Below are 16840 nucleotides of genomic sequence, written 5' to 3'. Positions count from 1 at the left end.
GGATCCTCCCGCGAAAGGGAACCGGCCGGCGGCTGCCCGGATCGCCATTCTGATGTCCACCGCATCGGCGCCCATCCCGCCCTGGCCCAACGGGGCTACGCGACTCCGGCTCGCGTGCCACGATCTCGGCCATGCGTCTTCCGTTCGGCCTGCTCGTCGCGTCCGTCGCGGCCGGTCTGCTCTCGGCCGGGGCGGCGCTGGTCGCCAGTCCAGCCGCGTCGATGCAGTTCGGCCTGGTCATGCTGCTCGCCCTGCTCGGCTACGTCCTGCTGAGTCGCGGTGAGCACCGGGTGCGGTGGGCCGTCGCCGCCGGCATCGGGCTCCTTGCCGTGGTGGCTGCCGTGCGACTGCACTGGCATCAGGAGCAGTCCGTCGACGTGGGCTGGGTGGCATACGGGCCGGCGGCTGCGGAGACGTCCATATTGGGCCCGTGGCGGGACTCGATCGACAGGCAACGGCTCGCCGCGCTGGGCCTGGCGCTCGGCGCTGCCTGTCTCGCGGCCGGCGTGTTGGCACTGCCGTCCCGCGGCAGGCGCCGGGGTGTGGCGACGGCAGTCCTCGCACTGCTGCTGCTCGCCTGGTTCGGGCTGGACTCCACCCCCGAGTTCGTCGACCATCCACTGCCGGACCTGCTCGGGACGGTGTGGCCGGCGCTGCTCGCTGCCCTCGTGACCATGGGGGCGCTCGCGCTGTCCGGGTGGCGCGCGGACCGCCGTTGGCTGCTCCCGGTGGGGTTTTTCCTGCTGTCCCTCGCAGCGGCCGACGCGTACTCGAATCTCGCCGGGTTGTGGTCGGGCTGGTGGGAGATGGCCAACCCGGACCGGGACGCCTTCCTGCAACTGGGGATGGCGGTGAGTAGGTCAACGGAAGACACCCTCCAGGTGTCGTCGGCCGTGGAGACGGCGATCCCGCTCGCCGGGGCGGGATTGGCGGCCGTCGGCGCGCTGCGCAGCTCCCGCGAGGTCACGGACCGGACGGGCTTCCTGCTGGTGGACGACGACGGCAACAAGCGCGAGGAGTAACTGGGTGGCCTGCCTCCGTGCGGGTAACCGCTGTCGCCTTTTCCGTGCGCAGTCCACGACATCCACCCTTCTTGCCTTCCCGCTCCCCGCCGGTAATATCTCCATGTTTTGATCTACAACGGGGAGGAAGATCTACATGCGATGGAAGTTCCCGGCCGGCGCCCTGATAGCGCTGGCGTTTCTGGTTCCGGCGGCACCGGCGGTGGCTCAGGCTGGCTCACCCGGGCTGAACGCGACCTGCCAGACGGTCGAACGCAACACGTACACGGATATTCGTAAGGCTGTCACCATCGATCTGGATACCGCCGACCTCGGGCAGTTGCGGCTGCTGGCCTATCGGGTCCTGGACACGGCGAACAAGGAGGAGCTGCCCGGGCTGCCGGAGGCGATCGAGAAGGCGCTGGGCGGCACCTCGGAGGAGCTCCGGGCCTTCCTCAAGTCGCGCATGCAGGATCTGTGGTGGGCAGCTCTGCGAATCTCGGTGGGCCGGACGATGACGGGTGCTGGCGCCAACGTGAAGGACGCCGCGCAGAAGACGCTCAACGCCGACTCCATCGACGCCCTCCTGGCTTACCTGAACGACGGCCTGTACGCCGCACGTGTGAGTGACTGCGCGGCGCAGCCCACGTCGACGCCGAGCGCCACGCCCAGTGCGACGCCCAGCGCGACGGCCAGCGCTACGACGTCCGTTGCGCCGACCCCCACATCCTCCGCCAGCCTGGGCGCCTCCGGCGGTGACGGTGGCGGACTGCCCGTCACCGGCACCAACACCATGACGGTGGCCAGCATCGGCGGCGCGCTTCTGCTCCTCGGCGGCGTGGGTTACCTGATCGGACGCCGACGCCGTTCCCGCTTCGTGGCATAGCTCGCTCGACGCGCCCGGCTCGACGCCTCGTCGGGCCGGGCGCGATCAGCGCCGGCGGGTTGATCTGCCGGATCGTCGGAAGCGCCGATTGATAGAGGCGGCGACCATCCGGTGAGCGATGACCCACGGCGCAGCCCGCGGGCCGCTCCGATCAGTCGCGGCCGACGGCGGCGCGACTCCACTGCTCGCGCATTTCACCGAAGACCTGGTGGAATTCGGGGAACGTCTTCTTCACACATTCGGGATCGTCGAGTGCGATGCCATCGGCGCGGAGCCCGGTGACGCTGAAAGCCATGGCGATCCGGTGATCCGCATGACAATCGATCAGCGCGGGCCTGGGACGGCCGGGCTGAATTTCGATCCAGTCGCGGCCCGTCGCCACCTCGATGCCCATCGCACTCAAATTCTTGGCGCAGGCTTCGAGACGGTCGCACTCTTTCACGCGAGTGTTGTAGACGTCCTCGATTCGCACCGGGCCGTCGGCGAAGGGTGCGATTGCCGCCAGGGTCGGCATGGTGTCGGAGATGTCACGCATGTTCACTGTCGTCCCGGTGATCCGGCCGGTGCCGGTGACGGTTGTCCGGTCGCTGCCGATGGTCACGTCGGCGCCCATCCGGCGAAGAATGTCGACGAATCCGATGTCGCCCTGCATGACCTCGGTGCCGAGGCCTGCAACGGTGACGGAATTGCCGGTCAGGGCTGCGGCCGCGAAGAAGTAACTGGCCGTCGAGGCGTCCGGCTCGACGCGGTAGTCGCGCGCCACGTAACGCTGCGGGGGCACCGTGAAGGTGTCGTCGTCCCACTCGACCGACACGCCGAAGTCGCGCATCATCCGGACCGTCATCTCCACGTACGGCCGCGACACCATGCCGGTGACCTGCACTGTCAGACCTTCGGTCATGGCCGGCGCGGCCATCAGGAGTGCGGTCAGAAACTGCGAGGAGATCGACGAGTCGAGGCGGAGCCGGCCACCGCGCAGCCGGCGGGCGTCGATGACGACGGGCAGGTGATCGTCACGGTCCTCGAATCGGAGATCGGCGCCGAGCTCCCGCAGCGCGGTGGTCATCGGCCCGACCGGACGCCGACGCATCTGCGGCGAGGCGTTGAACCGGAACTCGCCGTTTCCGAGAGCGCCGAGGGCAGGGAGGAAGCGGGCCGCGGTGCCGGCGTCGCGACAGTAGACATGTGCGGAACGGGAGGGCGGACCGTCGGGGTCGCCGTCGATGCTCCAGACCTCGTCGGTGTCGGAGACCCGGTAACCGAGCGCACGCAATCCGGAGCGGAACGCCTGCGTGTCGTCGGAATCCAACGCCCCGGTCAGTCGCGAGGTGCCCTCCGCCACGGCCGCGAGGAAAAGCGCCCGAGCCGTGACGGACTTCGATCCGGGAATCGGTACGTTCGTCAAAATTCCTACCTCTGCCCTCTCCCACCGCCGGGAGAACGGCCACAGTCTACTTGCCCGTCGTCGTTCCCGGGGGCAGCGGGAGGGCGGAGAAGGCCGCAGCAAGAGTGATTGCGGCATTGTTGGCATGAATACGAAACGGCGTGAGAGTTGGTGGAAATCGCGCTTGATTCAGGAGCCGGCGGCTCGCTGGTGCGCGACAGGAGGTGCCATCGTTCAGCGTTATCTCCCCTCTAGCCCCGCCCTGTCCTGAGTCTCGCGCTGCCTTCGCCGCAGCAGAACGGCTGACACCAGGTAGCCCACACCGACGACCGCCCACAGTGCGGCAAATGCCCAACGCCACGGCGTGGGGTCTCCGACGGCCACGACCACCCACCCGACGGCCAGGAGAAGCCAGACGCCTCCCCTTATGAAACCCTGCTTCGGCGTCTTTGCTGTCTGCCACCACAGGTTCTTGGCTGGCTTCATACAGGAGATTTTCGCACTTATCACGGGACCAAGCCGCTCTGACCGGCCTCGGGATCAGAAGAAGATCGTAGATGGCTGATCGGTTGGTTGCGGCCCTGGCCAGCTCGTGAGTTCCGCCGGCCAGTCCTTCCCTCGGCTGACCCATTGAGTGGCAAGCCCTGGGGGTGCAGCGGATGCTCGGGCACGCGTCGGCGTCGATGACGTTGGACGTGCACGCCGGCCTCTTCGGTGACGACCTGGACGCGGTCGCCAACCGGCTGGACGAGGCGGTCGCAGCACGGGATGCGGACTGTCTGCGGACTGGCACGTCCGGCGGCGCTGTCGTGGACCTTGGGAAACGGCGAAGCCCAGGTCGATGACCTGGGCTTCCGTGCCGAGCCGCCTGACGGAATCGAACCGTCGACCTACGCATTACGAGTGCGTCGCTCTAGCCGACTGAGCTAAGGCGGCAACGATCAGCAAGTGTACGGCACCCCGTTGCCCGGCACCGAACGGGATACCCTCGCGCTCCCAGCAGCCATCAACCGGACAACGGGGACCAACCGGCCTGTTACCGGACAGCGTTTCGCCGAATCCGGTACTACGCTGCGGCGGGTGAGCGACGAACGCGACGACCACCGGGCTCCGGCGGCCGACGATCACCCCGACGGCGAGCGTGCCCGACCCCGGCCACGCTCCACCGATCCGCTGGAGTTGGGCTTCACCCCACGCAAGCCGGTGCCGTGGCTGGCGCCGTTCCTGCTGATCAGCACCGGCATCCGGACGCTGCTGGCGGTCCTCTTCGGCGCCTACCTGGACAAGCGCGAGTTGCAGAACGCCTTCGGCGACGACATCTTCCGTCAGGCCGGACCGGACGGCGGGCTCTGGCTCGACTACGTGGCCGACCTCGGTGACGGCTTCAACGCCACCTACTCGGTCGCGTACCTGCTGGCGCAGCCGGAGCTGACCGTGGACGGGCACCGGCTGCCCCGGGCGCAGACCCTGGTGATGGGCGGCGACCAGGTGTATCCGTCGGCGGCCTACGAGGAGTACGAGAACCGGTGCAAGGGGCCGTACCAGGCCGCGCTGCCGATGACTCCGCCCGACCGTCCCACGCTGTTCGCGGTGCCGGGCAACCACGACTGGTACGACGGACTCACCGCTTTCCTGCGGCTGTTCGTCCGCTCAAGGGACCGCAACTTCGCCGGCTGGCGTACCGGTCAGTCGCGGTCGTACTTCGCCGTGGAGTTGCCGGCCGGCTGGTGGCTGCTCGGCGTGGACGACCAGTCCGGCTCGTACCTGGACGACCCGCAGTTGGCCTACTTCGACGAGGTGGCCCGACGGCTCGGCCCGGAGTCGAAGGTGATCCTGGCCGCGCCGTCGCCGACCTGGGTCAAGGCCGCCGACAGCCCGGCGGCGTACGACTCGATCGACTACTTCATCCGGACGATCATCGACCCGACCGGGGCGCGGGTGCGGCTGCTGCTCTCCGGCGACCTGCACCACTACGCCCGCTATGCCAGCCCGGACCGGCAGTTGATCACCTGTGGCGGCGGTGGGGCCTACCTGTACCCCACCCACAAGCTGCCGGAGCGCATCGAGGTGCCGCCCCGCGACACGTTGGCCCGCCGGGCCAGCCGCACCCAGCCGTACGACCTGGTGGCCCGCTATCCGGACGCGGCCCGCTCCCGCCGCTACGGCTGGGGCATCTTCGCCCGGCTGCCGTTCCGCAACCCTGGCTTCACCACGCTGCTCGGCATCCTGCACACCCTGCTGATGTTGGCGATGGCGGGCGCGACGGCGAACTGGGGCGACAGCACCGACCAGCGACTGTTCAGCGTCCCGCTGGTGTTGATGGTGCTCGTGACGGTGGCGGCGGCGGTGCTGTTCGCCAGGCCGCCCAACGCCAGCGGCAAGCGGCACGCCCGGCACTGGCTACTCGGCGTCGGCCACGGGGTGGCCCAGGTGGCGCTGGCCGCCAGCGGCACCTGGGTCTGGTTGGCGCTGCCGTTCTACGAATGGCCGTGGCCGCTGCCGGCAGCCGCCGCGGCGGTTGTCTACGGGCCGGTGATCGGCCTGGTCGCCAGCCAGTTGGTGGCGGTGTACCTGCTGGTGGCGGGCTGGTTCGGGGTGAACGTCAACGAACTGTTCGCCGGGCAGGGCATCGAGGACTCCAAGTCGTTCCTGCGGTTGCGCATCGACGCGGACGGCACGCTGACCATCTACCCGATCGCGGTGGACCGGGTTTCCCGCGACTGGCGGGTGAACCCCGACCAGTCCCCCACGGCAAGCTGGCTGACGCCGGAGACCGCCCTGACCGCCCGCCTGTCCGAACCCCCGATAGTCCTGCCCTGATCGACGCCCGACCGGGGTCAGGGGGTGTAGTGCTGGTCGTGGGCTTGGCGGGGGGCGCAGACGGAGGCGCGGGAGCAGGAGCAGCGGGAGCCGTCCGCGTCCAGGCGGACCGTCACCGCGTCGCGGGGGACGCTGTGGCCGACGACCCGGCCGTCGCCCTCCGGCGTGGAGACCCGGCTGCCGACCGCCGGGGCGGTCTCCTGGAACCTGGCGTACAACGGGTGCTCGTATTTGAGGCAGCACATCAACCGGCCACACGCACCGGAGATGCGCAGCGGGTTCAGTGGCAGGTCCTGGTCCTTGGCCATCCGGATGGTCACCGGCTCGAAGTCGGTGAGGAACGTCGCGCAGCACAGGTCGCGACCGCAGGAGCCGATGCCGCCCTGCACCCGCGCCGAGTCGCGCGCGGAGAGCTGGCGTAGCTCGACCCGGCAGTGCAGGGTGGCGCCCAGGTCACGGACCAGGGAGCGGAAGTCCACCCGGTGTGGGGCGGTGAAGTAGACGGTGCTGCGCTCGCCGCCGCCCTCGACGGAGCCGAGCACGTGGTCGACCGCCACCACTTTCATCGGCAGGCCGTGTGAGCGGATCAGCCGTTTCGCGGCCACCTTCGCCTCGGCCTTACGACGCCGCAGCGCCTCGTCCCGGAGCAGGTCGTCGTCGCCGGCGAGCCCCACCAGCCGGGGAAAACCATCGGTCTCCTCGGTGACCCACTGCGCGGCCCACACGCACTCCGCCACCTCGGGCCCGTCGTCGGTGGGCACCAGCACCTTGTCGCCCACCTGCGGACGCAACTCGCCGGGGTCGAGGTAGTAGAGGCGCCCGTACCTGTTGAAGCTGACTGCGCAGAGCATCCCCATCCCCCCACCCTACGACGGATCACCGCGAAGAACGCGCCAGCCGATCCGTCGACTGCCATCCATGACCGTCGACTCGACCGATGGCGGGGCGGCCCGTCGTGCCGTTGCGCCTCGCCCGGACGGTTGAATCCGGACCCGGACAGCAGACAAGCACGCCCCCGGCGGCGTTGAGTGAAGGCAGACCTGCGGGGGGTGCAGGGGGAAGACCACGGCGTCGCCGTGGGCGCCGGCTCCGGTCCGACGCCCGTGCGCGACGCCGTGGCCTGTCCGAGCGGCTACCAGCCGACGCGGGTGGGTTGGTCGTAGTGCGGCCGGCCGTCCGCCGGCGGTCGCCACGCGGTCTCGGCCAGGCTCGGCGCCCACTGACGCAGCAACGTCTCCGCGCCGTCGTACGCGACGCAGAGCACCGCCAGCACCCGGGCGGCGATCTCCGCCGCATCGGCCACACCCGGCCCGAGCGGCCCGGGGCCTGTCGACGGGCCCGTGGCGGTGGCGGCGACCACGGCCACCGCCTCGGCCGAGCGCAGCACGTCGGCCAGCGTCCGGGCCAGCGCGAGACGGCTGCCCTCCACCCAGTCGGCGAGCGCGTCGGCGTAACCGGCTGTGGATTCGAGTCGCCCGACCAGGCTGTCCGGCCCCTCGTCGAGGTGGCGCAACAGCGCGGCCCGTTGTTGCCCGTACGCGGTGGCGGCCGGGCCGGACCAGAGCACCGGGTCGGTGAGCGCGGCGGAGACGTCGTCGTACCCCCGGACCAGCCGGCGCACCGCGTGCCCGGCGCCGGCGAGCGGCGCGGGGTGCAGGTCGAGGAAGCCGCGGACCGCGTCGCCCGGCAGCACCTGCATCCGGCGCAGCAGCGGCCAGACGCGATGCCCCTCTCCGACGCCGGCGGCGATCAGCCGGTCCACCCGGCGCAGCAGGTCGAGGCCGGGTTCGGCGAGCCGGTCCAGCGCGTCCATCAGGGCTCCCCGGCGAGGCGGCGGCGGGCTGCCCGGTCGACCTCGGCATAGCGGTCGGCGGCTTCCCGCACCGCCGAGGCGGCGGTGGCGAGCCGACCGGCGGCGGTGCGGGCCTCCCGGGCCCGTTCGTCGGTGGCGATGACCCACTGCCGGTGCAGCGCGCGACCGATCTCGCCGGGGCGGCCCGGAGCGTCGGCGCCGAACGCGGCCTGAGCCGGGTCGCTGGCCGTGACGGTGTGCGCGATTGTGGTGAGCGTGGCGCTCGCCTCGTCCAGTCGGGCGGAGAGCGCGCGCAGTGTGTCCATCTCAGGCCCCCGCGAGCGGTCGGTAGGCGGCGAACGTCTCGTTGTGCAGCTTCTCCCGCGCCCACTCGGCGGCGTCGGCGGCCGCGGTGACCGCGGCCTGCACGGAGCCGGCGACGTCGCGTGGGTTGCGGGTGTGCAGTGGGCCGAGGAACCGGACGTGGGTGATCCGCCCCCCGGCGGTGACGACGACCTCGACCAGACCGTCCGGCGACCGGACGGTCACCTCGACGGTGGACACCGCCTGGTCGAACTCGGCCTGGAGCTGCTCGATCCGGCGGTATCGCCGCACCGCCTCCTCGATCCAGGCTTCGTCGATCTCCCCCCGTGGCATCGGCCGACTCCTCCCGGATGAGCCATCACTGAGCGTGCCGCCGCCGTCACCACGGCACACCGGACCGTACCGCACCACAATCGGGCCTGTCGATGCCTGTGGACAACGCCGGTAGCTGCGGGTCAGCCCTTCCAGAGGGCGAGCATCATCGCCTCGACCGCGATCCGCGGCTTGACGTTCGCCTCGATCGCCGCCCGGCAGGCGAGCACGGCCTCCAGCCGGCGCAGCGACCCCTCGGCGTCCCATTTCTGCGCGCCCGCGCCGGCCAGTGCGGCGGTGTCGGTGTGCACCGGGGCGACGGGTGCGCGCAACGCCATGGTGAGCGCGTCCCGGTAGAAGCCGGCAAGATCGACAAGCGCTCGGTCGAGCGCGTCCCGCTGGGCGCGGGTGGCCCGCGACTTCTGCCGTTTCTCCAGCTCCTTGAGCTGGCCGGCGGCCCCCCGGATCGCGCCGGACGCGCCCCGGCCGGTGCCGCCCGCGCCCAGCGCGGTCTCCAGTGCCGCCCGTTCGGTCGTGTCGGCGTCGGTGACCGACGCCTCGGCTTCCGCTTCGGCCGCCTCGATCAACGCCGACGCCGCGTCGAACGCCGCGCCGACGCCTGTCAACCGGCGCGGCACCGCGAGCACCGCCTCACGCCGTTTGCGGGCCTCCGGGTCGCGGGCCAGCCGGCGGGCCCGACCCACGTGCCCCTGCGCGGCCGCCGCCGCCCACTGCGCCACGTCGGGCGCGATCCCGTCCCGACGGGCCAGCACCTCGGCCACCGCGTCGGCCGGCGGCTGCCGCAGGGGTACGACCCGACAGCGGGACCGGATGGTCACCGAGATGTCGTCCGGGTGGGTGGACGGGGCGCAGAGCAGGAAGACCGTACGCGGTGGTGGCTCCTCGATCGCCTTGAGCAGCGCGTTGCCGGCGGCCTCGGTGAGCCGGTCGGCGTCCTCGATGACCACCACCTGCCAGCGCCCGCCGGACGGGGTACTGGCCGCCCGGAGCACAAGCGCGCGCATCTCACCGACGCCGATGGACAGCCCCTCCGGCACCACGAGTCGGACGTCGGCGTGGGTGCCGCCCATCGTGGTGCGGCAGCCGGGGCACTCGCCGCAGCCGGTGCCGTGCACGCACTGCAGGGCGGCGGCGAACGCCCGCGCGGCGACCGAGCGGCCGGAGCCGGGCGGGCCGGTGAAGATCCAGGCGTGCGTCATCCCGGCGGACGGGTCCACCCCGCTGGAGGCGTCCGCGTCCGCGTCCGCGTCGGCGGACTCGGCCGGGTCGGCGGTGCGTGGCGCGGGTGCACGGTCGGCCGCGCCGGCGCGCAGCACGGCAGCCGCGGCGGCCGCGGCCCGGCGCAGCTCGACGACCGCCTCGTCCTGACCGACCAGGTCGGCGAAGACGTCCGGCATCAGGTCTTGTGCTCCATCGTCACCAACTCCGCGTCGGATAACTCAGGCTGCACCGAGGTGTCCGGGCCCTGCGCCGGCCGCGGGTGCACGATGCCCCCCGGCTTGCCGAGCATCTCCTCGACCCGGCGGACGACCTGCCGGTTGATCTCCTCGACCGACCGGGACGCGTCGAGCACCAGGTAGCGCTTCGGATCGGCGGCGGCGAGGTCCAGGAACGCGTACCGGACCCGCTCGTGGAAGGCGACCGACTCGGCCTCCAGCCGGTCGGTGCCGGTGTTGCGCGAGGCCACCCGGGACAGGCCGGTCTTCGGCTCGACGTCCAGCAGCACCACCAGGTCGGGCTTGAGCCCACCGGTGGCCCAGGAGGAGAGCCAGGAGACCTCGTCGACGGGCAGCGTCCGGCCGGCGCCCTGGTACGCCAGGGACGAGTCGACGTACCGGTCACTGATCACCACGCCACCGCGGACCAGCGCGGGCCGGACGACGGTGGCCACGTGGTGTGCCCGGTCGGCGGCGTAGAGCAGCGCCTCGGCGCGTGGTGACGGCGCGTCGTCGCCGGAGGTGTCCAGCACGAGCGACCGGATCCGTCGACCGACCCCTGTCGCCCCCGGCTCGCGGGTGACCACGACCTCGCGGCCGTGACCGCGCAGCCGCTCGGCGAGCGCCGTGAGTTGGGTGGACTTGCCCGCGCCCTCGCCACCCTCGAAGACCACGAAGAGGCCCGCGGAGACGAACGGCTCGGCCGGCATCAGCGGCCGGCCCCGGATGGACCCCCACAGGTCGGCGAGGACCGGCACGCCCTTCTTGTCGTCCATCTGGCCGAAGGCGCTGATCCCGGCGAAGATGCCGGCGGCACCCGCGGCGAGCAGCAGCAGACGGGTGGAGGAGACGGAGATGCCGAGGTCGGCGATCGTCAGCTTGCGGGAGCCACCGACGCCGACCAGCAGGCTGCTCAGCCCGATGGCCAGGATCAGCACCAGCCGGGTGCCGATCTGCACCACGGCGAAGACCCGGCCACGCACCTCGTCCTTGATCTCGCCGCCGAGCAGTGTGGTGCCGGCCAGGAAGGCCATGCCGGCACCGGTACCGACAAGTACCGCGCCGACGATCGCCATGGACAGGTGGATGGCGAAGGCGAGGGTCATCACGGCGGCGCTGGCCAGCACGATGCTCATGCCGAACCACCGCCGCCGGGACATCTCCTTGACGACCATCGGGCCGAGGCCGATGCCGAGAGCCAGGCCGATGAAGATGGCGCCGAAGAGCAGGAAGAAGGCGGCGTCGCCGGCACCGAGCGAGGCGGCGAAGAACTTGGCCGTGCCGACCACGATGCCGCCGCCGGCGAACGCGCCGAAGATGCCGAGCACCAGGCCGCGGACGAGCCGGGTCTGGCCGATGTACTTCCAGCCCTCGGCGAACTGGCGGAACATGCTCTTTTCGGCACGCTCGGCCTCACCGCGTTGCGCCTGGCTGATCTCCTTGATCCCGAACGCCACCACGAGGGCGGTGGCCAGTCGGGAGAAGGAGTTGACCCAGAGTGCGAGTTGGGCGGGCTCCGCCCAGCCGAGGTCACCGCCGGGGACGAGGGCCCGGACGCTGCGGTCGAGCGCCGCGGCCACCAGCGCCGCGAGGATCGGGGTGAGGCCGTACGTGGTGATAAGCGTGAGCTGGTTGGCCGCCTCCAGCCGGGCGCGCGGGATCAGGTTGGGAACCGCGGCCTCCTTGGCCGGGATCCAGATCAGGGTGATCGACTCGATCAGGAAGGTGGCGACTGTCGCCCACAGGACCACGAGGCCGCCATTGGCGCCGGCCAGCGCCACGATCGGGATCGAGGCGAAGAGCACGAAGCGGAGCAGGTCGCAGATGACCATCGTCCAGCGCCTGTCGAACCGGTCGGCCAGCACACCGGCGATCGGCCCGAGCACCAGCGCGGGGAGCAGGCGGATCGCGATGACGACACCGAAGGCGGCACCCTTGGCGGTGCTGCCCTGCACCTGGGACGCGGCGAAGACCGACGTGGCCAGCAGGCCGAGCCAGTCGCCGAAGGAGGCGGCGCCGAGCACGATCCAGAGCCGCCGGAACGGCCTGATCCGCAGAACCGAGCGAATCGCCGCGTAACCGGACGGATCGACCTGGCCCGAGCTGGACTGGTTGGCGGCGCTCTCCGACTGCTCTCCCGAGCGCGACACGCCGTGCGACTCGCCGTCGTTCTGGCTTTCGATGGCCGTACCTCCACGTGCCGGCCCATCGCTGGGCGCCTCCGGTGGAACACTCTAGACCGGGTGGGAGCGGCCCCACCGACGACATTCTCCTGCTCGCTGAGCCTAGGCCGCCGGAGGCACCGGCCGCAGCCCGGACGTACGCGAGGGTATTTCGCATTTACCGCCGGACAGTTAGCGTGCACACGTGGCCATCGAAAGCGACAAACTTCGCGAGCGCCTGGATCGGGCGACCGCCCACCTCGACCCGCCCTACGCCGTGGTCGACCTCACCGCCTTCGACGCCAATTCGGCCGCGCTGGCCGATCGCGCCGCCGGTAAACCGGTCCGCCTGGCCAGCAAGTCGGTCCGCAGCCGGGAGTTGATCAGTCGCGCCCTCGCCCGGCCCGGCTGGCGGGGCGTGATGGCGTTCACCCTCCCCGAGGCGATCTGGCTGGTCCGCTCCGGCATCAGCGACGACGTGCTGCTCGCGTACCCGAGCGTGGACCGGGCGGCACTCGCCGAACTCGGCGCCGACCCGGCGCTCGCCGCCGCGATCACTCTGATGATCGACGGCACCGGCCAACTCGACCTGATCGACGACGTCCGCGCCCCCGGGCAACGTGCCGAACTGCGCCTCTGCCTGGACCTGGACGCCTCCTGGCGACCGCTGCGCGGGGTGCACGTCGGCGTCCGCCGCTCGCCCGTGCACAGCGCGCGGGCGGCCGGCGCGCTCGCCGCCACCGTCGCCGACCGAGCGGGCTTCCGGCTGGTCGGGCTCATGTCGTACGAGGCGCAGATCGCCGGCCTGGGCGACGCGCCGCCGGGGCAGACGCTGCTGGCGGGCGCGATCAGGCTGGCCCAGCGCGGGTCGTACCGCGAGTTGCTGGCCCGCCGTGGCGCGGCGGTGGCCGCGGTACGCGAGCACGCCGACCTGGAGTTCGTCAACGGCGGCGGCACCGGCAGCGTGGCCGCGACCAGCGCCGATCCCGCGGTCACCGAGGTCACCGCGGGATCGGGCCTGTACGGGCCGACGCTGTTCGACGCGTACCGCGCCTGGCGGCCCACCCCCGCGGCGTTCTTCGCCTGCGCGGTGGTCCGCCGGCCGACGCCGGAGCTGGCCACGGTGCTCGGCGGCGGCTGGATCGCCTCCGGCCCGGCGGCCGACAGCCGGCTGCCCCGGCCGTGGCTGCCGGCCGGGCTCAAGCTGGTCGGCACCGAGGGCGCCGGTGAGGTGCAGACTCCGCTGTCCGGCGCGGCGGCGGCCACCCTGCGGGTCGGCGACCGGGTGTGGTTCCGCCACGCCAAGGCTGGTGAGCTGTGCGAACGGGTCAACGAGCTGCACCTGGTCGAGGGCGACGTGATCGCGGCGACCGTCCCCACCTACCGGGGTGAGGGGCAAGCCTTCCTCTGAGGCCCACGCCGGCTCAGGCCGGCTGGGCCGCCTCGGCCTGCCCGAGCGCGGACCGGTCGCTGTCCGGGCCGTCGACCTGGCGGTGCAGGTATTCCCGGATCAGTGCCTTCGCCTCCAGCAGCACCCGCTCGTCACCGTCGGACTTCCGCCGGAACGCGAGCTTGATCAGCGCGTCCGCCGCCTCGACCGCGATCTCCAGGACGAAACGGAGCTTCGGTACGTCGGTGAGCCCGAAACGCTCGGTGAGCACCTGGGCCAACTGGTCGGCGATCACGCCGTTGTTGTCCCGCTGCTCGTCGAGCAGGTGCAGGTCGACCACGTCGCCGAAGTGCAGGGTACGGAAGCCGGGGACGGTGCGGTGCATCGTGATGTATTCGTCGATCCCCGCGTCGACGCCATCCCACCAGTGGGTCATCTTGTCGGAGGCGAACCGCTCGTCGAGGCGTTGGAGGTAGGACTCCATCGTCCGCAGCGTCAGCGCCTGCACGATCGCCCGCTTGTCCGGGAAGAACTGGTAGACCGACCCGATCGCCACTTCGGCGCGCTCGGCGAGCAGGGTCGTGGTCAGCCCCTCGTACCCCACCTCGTCGACGAGCTCGGCGCAGGCATCCAACATGCGCTGGACCCGCGCGACACTTCGACCCTGCACCGGAACGCGGCGCAGCGGCCCGGTCGTGGCGGCTGGTGTGGACACTCGGCGCCACCCCCCTTCGACGGATGAACATATCTCCACGTCACGAGTCCGTGACTACCGGTACAACGAGCGGATCGCAATTGCGGTATTTACCAGGCACAACGTTCCTGATATGAAGTCACTTCATATTCATGAATGAGGAGTGCGCATGGTCGTCACCGCACCGCTCGCCGCTGGATGGTCCAACTGGGCCGGCAACCAGCGTGGCAGCGCCACCGCGATCCTGCGCCCCGGCTCGCCGACAGATGTCGTAGAAGCCGTCCGGTCGGCCGCAGCCGACGGCGCCCGGATCCGCGTGACCGGCAGCGGCCACTCGTTCACCGCCGTCGCGCTCGCCGACGACCGCCGGATGGACCTGTCCGAGTTGGACACCATGGTCAGCGTCGACGTCGCGAACCGGCTGGTCACCGTGCCGGCGGGAATGACCCTGCACGCGCTCAACGGCCTGCTCGCCCGCCATGGCCTCGCGCTGCCCAATCTCGGCGACATCGACGCGCAGACGGTGGCCGGGGCGATCTCCACGGGCACCCACGGTACCGGAGCCGGCTACGGGTGTCTGTCCACCTTCGTCGAGGCGATCACCCTGGTCACCGGCACCGGCGAGGTGCTGCGCTGCTCCGCCGACGACAATCCCGACGTGCTCGCCGCCGCCCGGGTGTCACTCGGCGCGCTCGGCGTCCTGGTCGAGGTCACCCTGCGCTGCGTGGACGCCTTCGTGCTGCACGCACACGAACGTCCCGCCGAACTGGCCGACGTCCTCGGCGACCTGCCCGCGCTGATCGGCTCACACGACCACGTCGAGTTCTACTGGTTCCCCTACACCTCGCGGGTGCAGGTCAAGACCAATGACCGGGTACCCGCGAACGACCGGCCACTGCCCCGCTGGCGCGGCTGGCTGGACGACGACTTCCTGGCCAACAGGGTCTTCGCCGGCGCCTGCCGACTCGGCCGGGCCGTGCCCGCGCTCGCCCCGGGCATCAGCGCGGTCTCCGCCCGCGCCCTCACCGAACGCCAGTACACGGGCCGCTCCGACCGGGTCTTCTGCACCCCGCGCCGGGTCCGCTTCGTGGAGATGGAGTACGGCCTGCCCCGCGAGGCGCTACCCGAGGCGCTCGCCGCGCTCCAGCGGATCGTGGACGGCCTGCCGTTCAAGGTGCTCTTCCCGGTGGAGGTGCGCTTCACCGCCGCCGACGACATCTGGCTCTCGCACGGCTACGGGCGGGACAACGCCTACATCGCCGTGCACCAGTACGTCGGGATGCCCTACGAGCCGTACTTCCGGGCCTTCGAGAAGGTGGCCGCCGGGCTGGGTGGCCGCCCGCACTGGGGCAAGCTGCACTATCGCGACGCCGCCTCGCTGGCCACGGCCTATCCCCGCTTCACCGACTTCCAGGCCATCCGCGACCGCCTCGACCCCGACCGCATCTTCACCAACCCCCACCTAACCCACGTCCTCGGCGCCTGACGGAGGGCCTGTTCCGTAGATCTTGGAAGGTAAGCGCCCTTCCAGGGGCGCGTTCCTTCCAAGATCTTCATCCTTCCCATCCCGCCGCCCGCAGTGCCGCAAGGATTTGACGGAGGACCTCGTCCGAGTTGGCGCGGATCGCCCAGGCCGGGAAGCGCAGGACTCGGTCACCGTCGACCCAGAGATCGTTCTGCCGGCGCATGTCCGCCCACCAGGCGCGGGGATCGAGGTGCTGCCCGCCGTCGATCTCGATGTGCACCCGCCACTGCTCGAAGTAGGCGTCCAGGTAACGGCGTCGCCCGGCCGAGTCACAACGGACCTTCTGGCGCGTCGGTTCGGGTAGTCCCGCGCGGCGGATCAGGCTCAGGAAGTCCAGCTCCGGCAACGAGTGAGACCCACCCGCCGCGTCCGCCGCCGTGCCCAGAATCAGTTGGCGACGGCGGACCCGGGGCAGCCGGTCGACGATCCGGTGCAGGTCGTCGGCGGCCACGAGCCGTTGTTGGAATGCGGCGACGACGATCGCCCGCGCCTCCTGGTCAGCGCCGGCCCACTGGGCTGCGTCAACGATCGAACGGGCCGGCATGGTCCTGCGGGGTTGCCCGACGGCCAGGACATCCCGGTCGGTCAACGTGACCGTCCGGTGCGCCAGCACGCCCGGAGGCAGCGATCCGCGCCGGCGGGCGGCGGGAAGTAGCACGTGAACCGGTCGACCCGGGAACCCTCGAAGCCCTCCGGCCTGTGCGGCGGTCAGACCACCGAGGATCGCCTGCGGTCCCGCGGCGAGGACGGCCACCCAGCGGAGTTGGCCGGCGCTGACCGGCCCGTTGTGCGCGAGCAGCACGGCTCGGTGGACCTGTCGCCACCTGCCGGTGGCCAACCGATGCCGGATGGCCTTGGGCGACAGGTGCCGCCTCGCCTGGGCGAGGCTCAACACGTCCTCCTGATGGAAGAGCAGCCAGCTCAGCTCGTCCGCGTCGTCATGCGGCAGCCGCCGAGCCCAGGCAGCGGGCGACGAAGTCCTCCGAAGACTCATGACCACCAAGTCTCCCGATCGCCAACCCCGCTGGCAGCCCCTGTGGACAACGACGAGATCTTGGAGGGAAACGGCCCTTGGAGGGGCACCTTCCTTCCA

The 16840-nt window shown here is 71.3% G+C and carries 15 protein-coding genes and 1 tRNA gene; 6 read left to right on the top strand and 10 right to left on the bottom strand.

The genetic code is table 11. The features are described from left to right. The first annotated feature begins 131 nt into the window (after window positions 1-131). Both ACPXBU_RS07995 and ACPXBU_RS07990 read left to right on the top strand, forming a co-directional pair. Window positions 132-1022 carry an aminopeptidase gene (locus ACPXBU_RS07995; protein ID WP_425757454.1) on the top strand — a complete coding sequence of 297 codons (891 nt, stop codon included), beginning with the start codon at window positions 132-134 and terminating at the stop codon, window positions 1020-1022. Between the two features lie 136 nt (window positions 1023-1158). Then, complete coding sequence (locus tag ACPXBU_RS07990) at window positions 1159-1887, top strand: LPXTG cell wall anchor domain-containing protein (RefSeq protein ID WP_425757452.1); 729 nt, start codon at window positions 1159-1161, stop codon at window positions 1885-1887. A 151-nt stretch (window positions 1888-2038) separates the two neighbouring features. Here the strand turns inward: ACPXBU_RS07990 and aroA are convergent, their stop codons facing one another. Further along, a complete protein-coding gene (gene aroA, locus ACPXBU_RS07985) occupies window positions 2039-3292 on the bottom strand; it encodes a 3-phosphoshikimate 1-carboxyvinyltransferase (protein WP_425757450.1) in 1254 nt (417 codons plus the stop codon). Between the two features lie 638 nt (window positions 3293-3930). Between aroA and ACPXBU_RS07980 the strand changes: the two genes are divergently transcribed. Further along, window positions 3931-4116 carry a hypothetical protein gene (locus ACPXBU_RS07980; RefSeq protein ID WP_425757449.1) on the top strand — a complete coding sequence of 62 codons (186 nt, stop codon included), beginning with the start codon at window positions 3931-3933 and terminating at the stop codon, window positions 4114-4116. Window positions 4117-4133: 17 nt separating this feature from the next. On the opposite strand, the gene ACPXBU_RS07975 is transcribed toward ACPXBU_RS07980, so the two are convergent. Further along, window positions 4134-4207, bottom strand: a tRNA-Thr gene (locus ACPXBU_RS07975). Window positions 4208-4351: 144 nt separating this feature from the next. On the opposite strand from ACPXBU_RS07975, the gene ACPXBU_RS07970 reads away from it, so the two are divergent. Then, window positions 4352-6091 (top strand): metallophosphoesterase family protein, encoded by a 1740-nt coding sequence (locus tag ACPXBU_RS07970; protein ID WP_425757448.1) that lies wholly within the window; start codon window positions 4352-4354, stop codon window positions 6089-6091. Between the two features lie 17 nt (window positions 6092-6108). On the opposite strand, the gene ACPXBU_RS07965 is transcribed toward ACPXBU_RS07970, so the two are convergent. The 6 genes from ACPXBU_RS07965 to tmk all read right to left on the bottom strand — a co-directional run bounded on the left by ACPXBU_RS07965 (window position 6109) and on the right by tmk (window position 12027). Then, a complete protein-coding gene (locus tag ACPXBU_RS07965) occupies window positions 6109-6948 on the bottom strand; it encodes a PSP1 domain-containing protein (protein WP_393365714.1) in 840 nt (279 codons plus the stop codon). A 275-nt stretch (window positions 6949-7223) separates the two neighbouring features. Then, complete coding sequence (locus ACPXBU_RS07960) at window positions 7224-7904, bottom strand: hypothetical protein (RefSeq protein WP_393365712.1); 681 nt, start codon at window positions 7902-7904, stop codon at window positions 7224-7226. Beyond that, window positions 7904-8209, bottom strand: coding sequence for a hypothetical protein (locus tag ACPXBU_RS07955; protein WP_393365711.1), 306 nt, complete (start codon window positions 8207-8209; stop codon window positions 7904-7906). The genes ACPXBU_RS07960 and ACPXBU_RS07955 overlap by 1 nt, the downstream gene beginning before the upstream one ends. Before the next feature lies 1 nt (window position 8210). Then, window positions 8211-8540: a YbaB/EbfC family nucleoid-associated protein gene (locus ACPXBU_RS07950; RefSeq protein WP_355027350.1), complete on the bottom strand. Its 330-nt coding sequence runs from the start codon at window positions 8538-8540 to the stop codon at window positions 8211-8213. A 122-nt stretch (window positions 8541-8662) separates the two neighbouring features. After that, entirely contained in the window at window positions 8663-9937 is a 1275-nt protein-coding gene (locus ACPXBU_RS07945) for a DNA polymerase III subunit delta' (RefSeq protein ID WP_425757445.1), read from the bottom strand. Continuing rightward, a complete protein-coding gene (gene tmk / locus ACPXBU_RS07940; protein ID WP_393367056.1) occupies window positions 9937-12027 on the bottom strand; it encodes a dTMP kinase in 2091 nt (696 codons plus the stop codon). Before tmk ends, ACPXBU_RS07945 begins: the two co-directional genes overlap by 1 nt. A gap of 316 nt (window positions 12028-12343) precedes the next feature. Between tmk and ACPXBU_RS07935 the strand changes: the two genes are divergently transcribed. After that, complete coding sequence (locus tag ACPXBU_RS07935) at window positions 12344-13549, top strand: amino acid deaminase/aldolase (protein ID WP_393365707.1); 1206 nt, start codon at window positions 12344-12346, stop codon at window positions 13547-13549. A 13-nt stretch (window positions 13550-13562) separates the two neighbouring features. On the opposite strand, the gene ACPXBU_RS07930 is transcribed toward ACPXBU_RS07935, so the two are convergent. Beyond that, window positions 13563-14165 (bottom strand): TetR/AcrR family transcriptional regulator, encoded by a 603-nt coding sequence (locus tag ACPXBU_RS07930; RefSeq protein ID WP_357812038.1) that lies wholly within the window; start codon window positions 14163-14165, stop codon window positions 13563-13565. Window positions 14166-14391: 226 nt separating this feature from the next. On the opposite strand from ACPXBU_RS07930, the gene ACPXBU_RS07925 reads away from it, so the two are divergent. Next, window positions 14392-15708 (top strand): D-arabinono-1,4-lactone oxidase, encoded by a 1317-nt coding sequence (locus tag ACPXBU_RS07925; RefSeq protein WP_425757442.1) that lies wholly within the window; start codon window positions 14392-14394, stop codon window positions 15706-15708. A gap of 67 nt (window positions 15709-15775) precedes the next feature. Here ACPXBU_RS07925 and ACPXBU_RS07920 read toward each other — a convergent pair whose 3' ends face one another. Continuing rightward, complete coding sequence (locus tag ACPXBU_RS07920; protein ID WP_425757441.1) at window positions 15776-16741, bottom strand: DUF559 domain-containing protein; 966 nt, start codon at window positions 16739-16741, stop codon at window positions 15776-15778. Between the last annotated feature and the right edge of the window lie 99 nt (window positions 16742-16840).

The organism is Micromonospora sp. DT231 (assembly GCF_049847025.1).
Classification (GTDB): Bacteria; Actinomycetota; Actinomycetes; order Mycobacteriales; family Micromonosporaceae; genus Micromonospora.
The sequence above is the reverse complement of the archived record's forward strand: the minus strand, read 5'-3'. Positions and strand labels throughout refer to the sequence as shown.

Excerpts from the sequence above, each read along its gene's own strand:
- ACPXBU_RS07950 (WP_355027350.1), bottom strand. The coding sequence starts at position 8,540 with ATGCCACGGGGGGAGATCGACGAAGCCTGGATCGAGGAGGCGGTGCGG.
- ACPXBU_RS07965 (WP_393365714.1), bottom strand. The coding sequence starts at position 6,948 with ATGGGGATGCTCTGCGCAGTCAGCTTCAACAGGTACGGGCGCCTCTAC.
- ACPXBU_RS07960 (WP_393365712.1), bottom strand. The coding sequence starts at position 7,904 with ATGGACGCGCTGGACCGGCTCGCCGAACCCGGCCTCGACCTGCTGCGC.
- ACPXBU_RS07920 (WP_425757441.1), bottom strand. The coding sequence starts at position 16,741 with ATGAGTCTTCGGAGGACTTCGTCGCCCGCTGCCTGGGCTCGGCGGCTG.
- ACPXBU_RS07980 (WP_425757449.1), top strand. The coding sequence starts at position 3,931 with ATGCTCGGGCACGCGTCGGCGTCGATGACGTTGGACGTGCACGCCGGC.
- ACPXBU_RS07990 (WP_425757452.1), top strand. The coding sequence starts at position 1,159 with ATGCGATGGAAGTTCCCGGCCGGCGCCCTGATAGCGCTGGCGTTTCTG.
- ACPXBU_RS07930 (WP_357812038.1), bottom strand. The coding sequence starts at position 14,165 with ATGTTGGATGCCTGCGCCGAGCTCGTCGACGAGGTGGGGTACGAGGGG.
- ACPXBU_RS07925 (WP_425757442.1), top strand. The coding sequence starts at position 14,392 with ATGGTCGTCACCGCACCGCTCGCCGCTGGATGGTCCAACTGGGCCGGC.
- ACPXBU_RS07955 (WP_393365711.1), bottom strand. The coding sequence starts at position 8,209 with ATGGACACACTGCGCGCGCTCTCCGCCCGACTGGACGAGGCGAGCGCC.
- ACPXBU_RS07945 (WP_425757445.1), bottom strand. The coding sequence starts at position 9,937 with ATGCCGGACGTCTTCGCCGACCTGGTCGGTCAGGACGAGGCGGTCGTC.
- ACPXBU_RS07995 (WP_425757454.1), top strand. The coding sequence starts at position 132 with ATGCGTCTTCCGTTCGGCCTGCTCGTCGCGTCCGTCGCGGCCGGTCTG.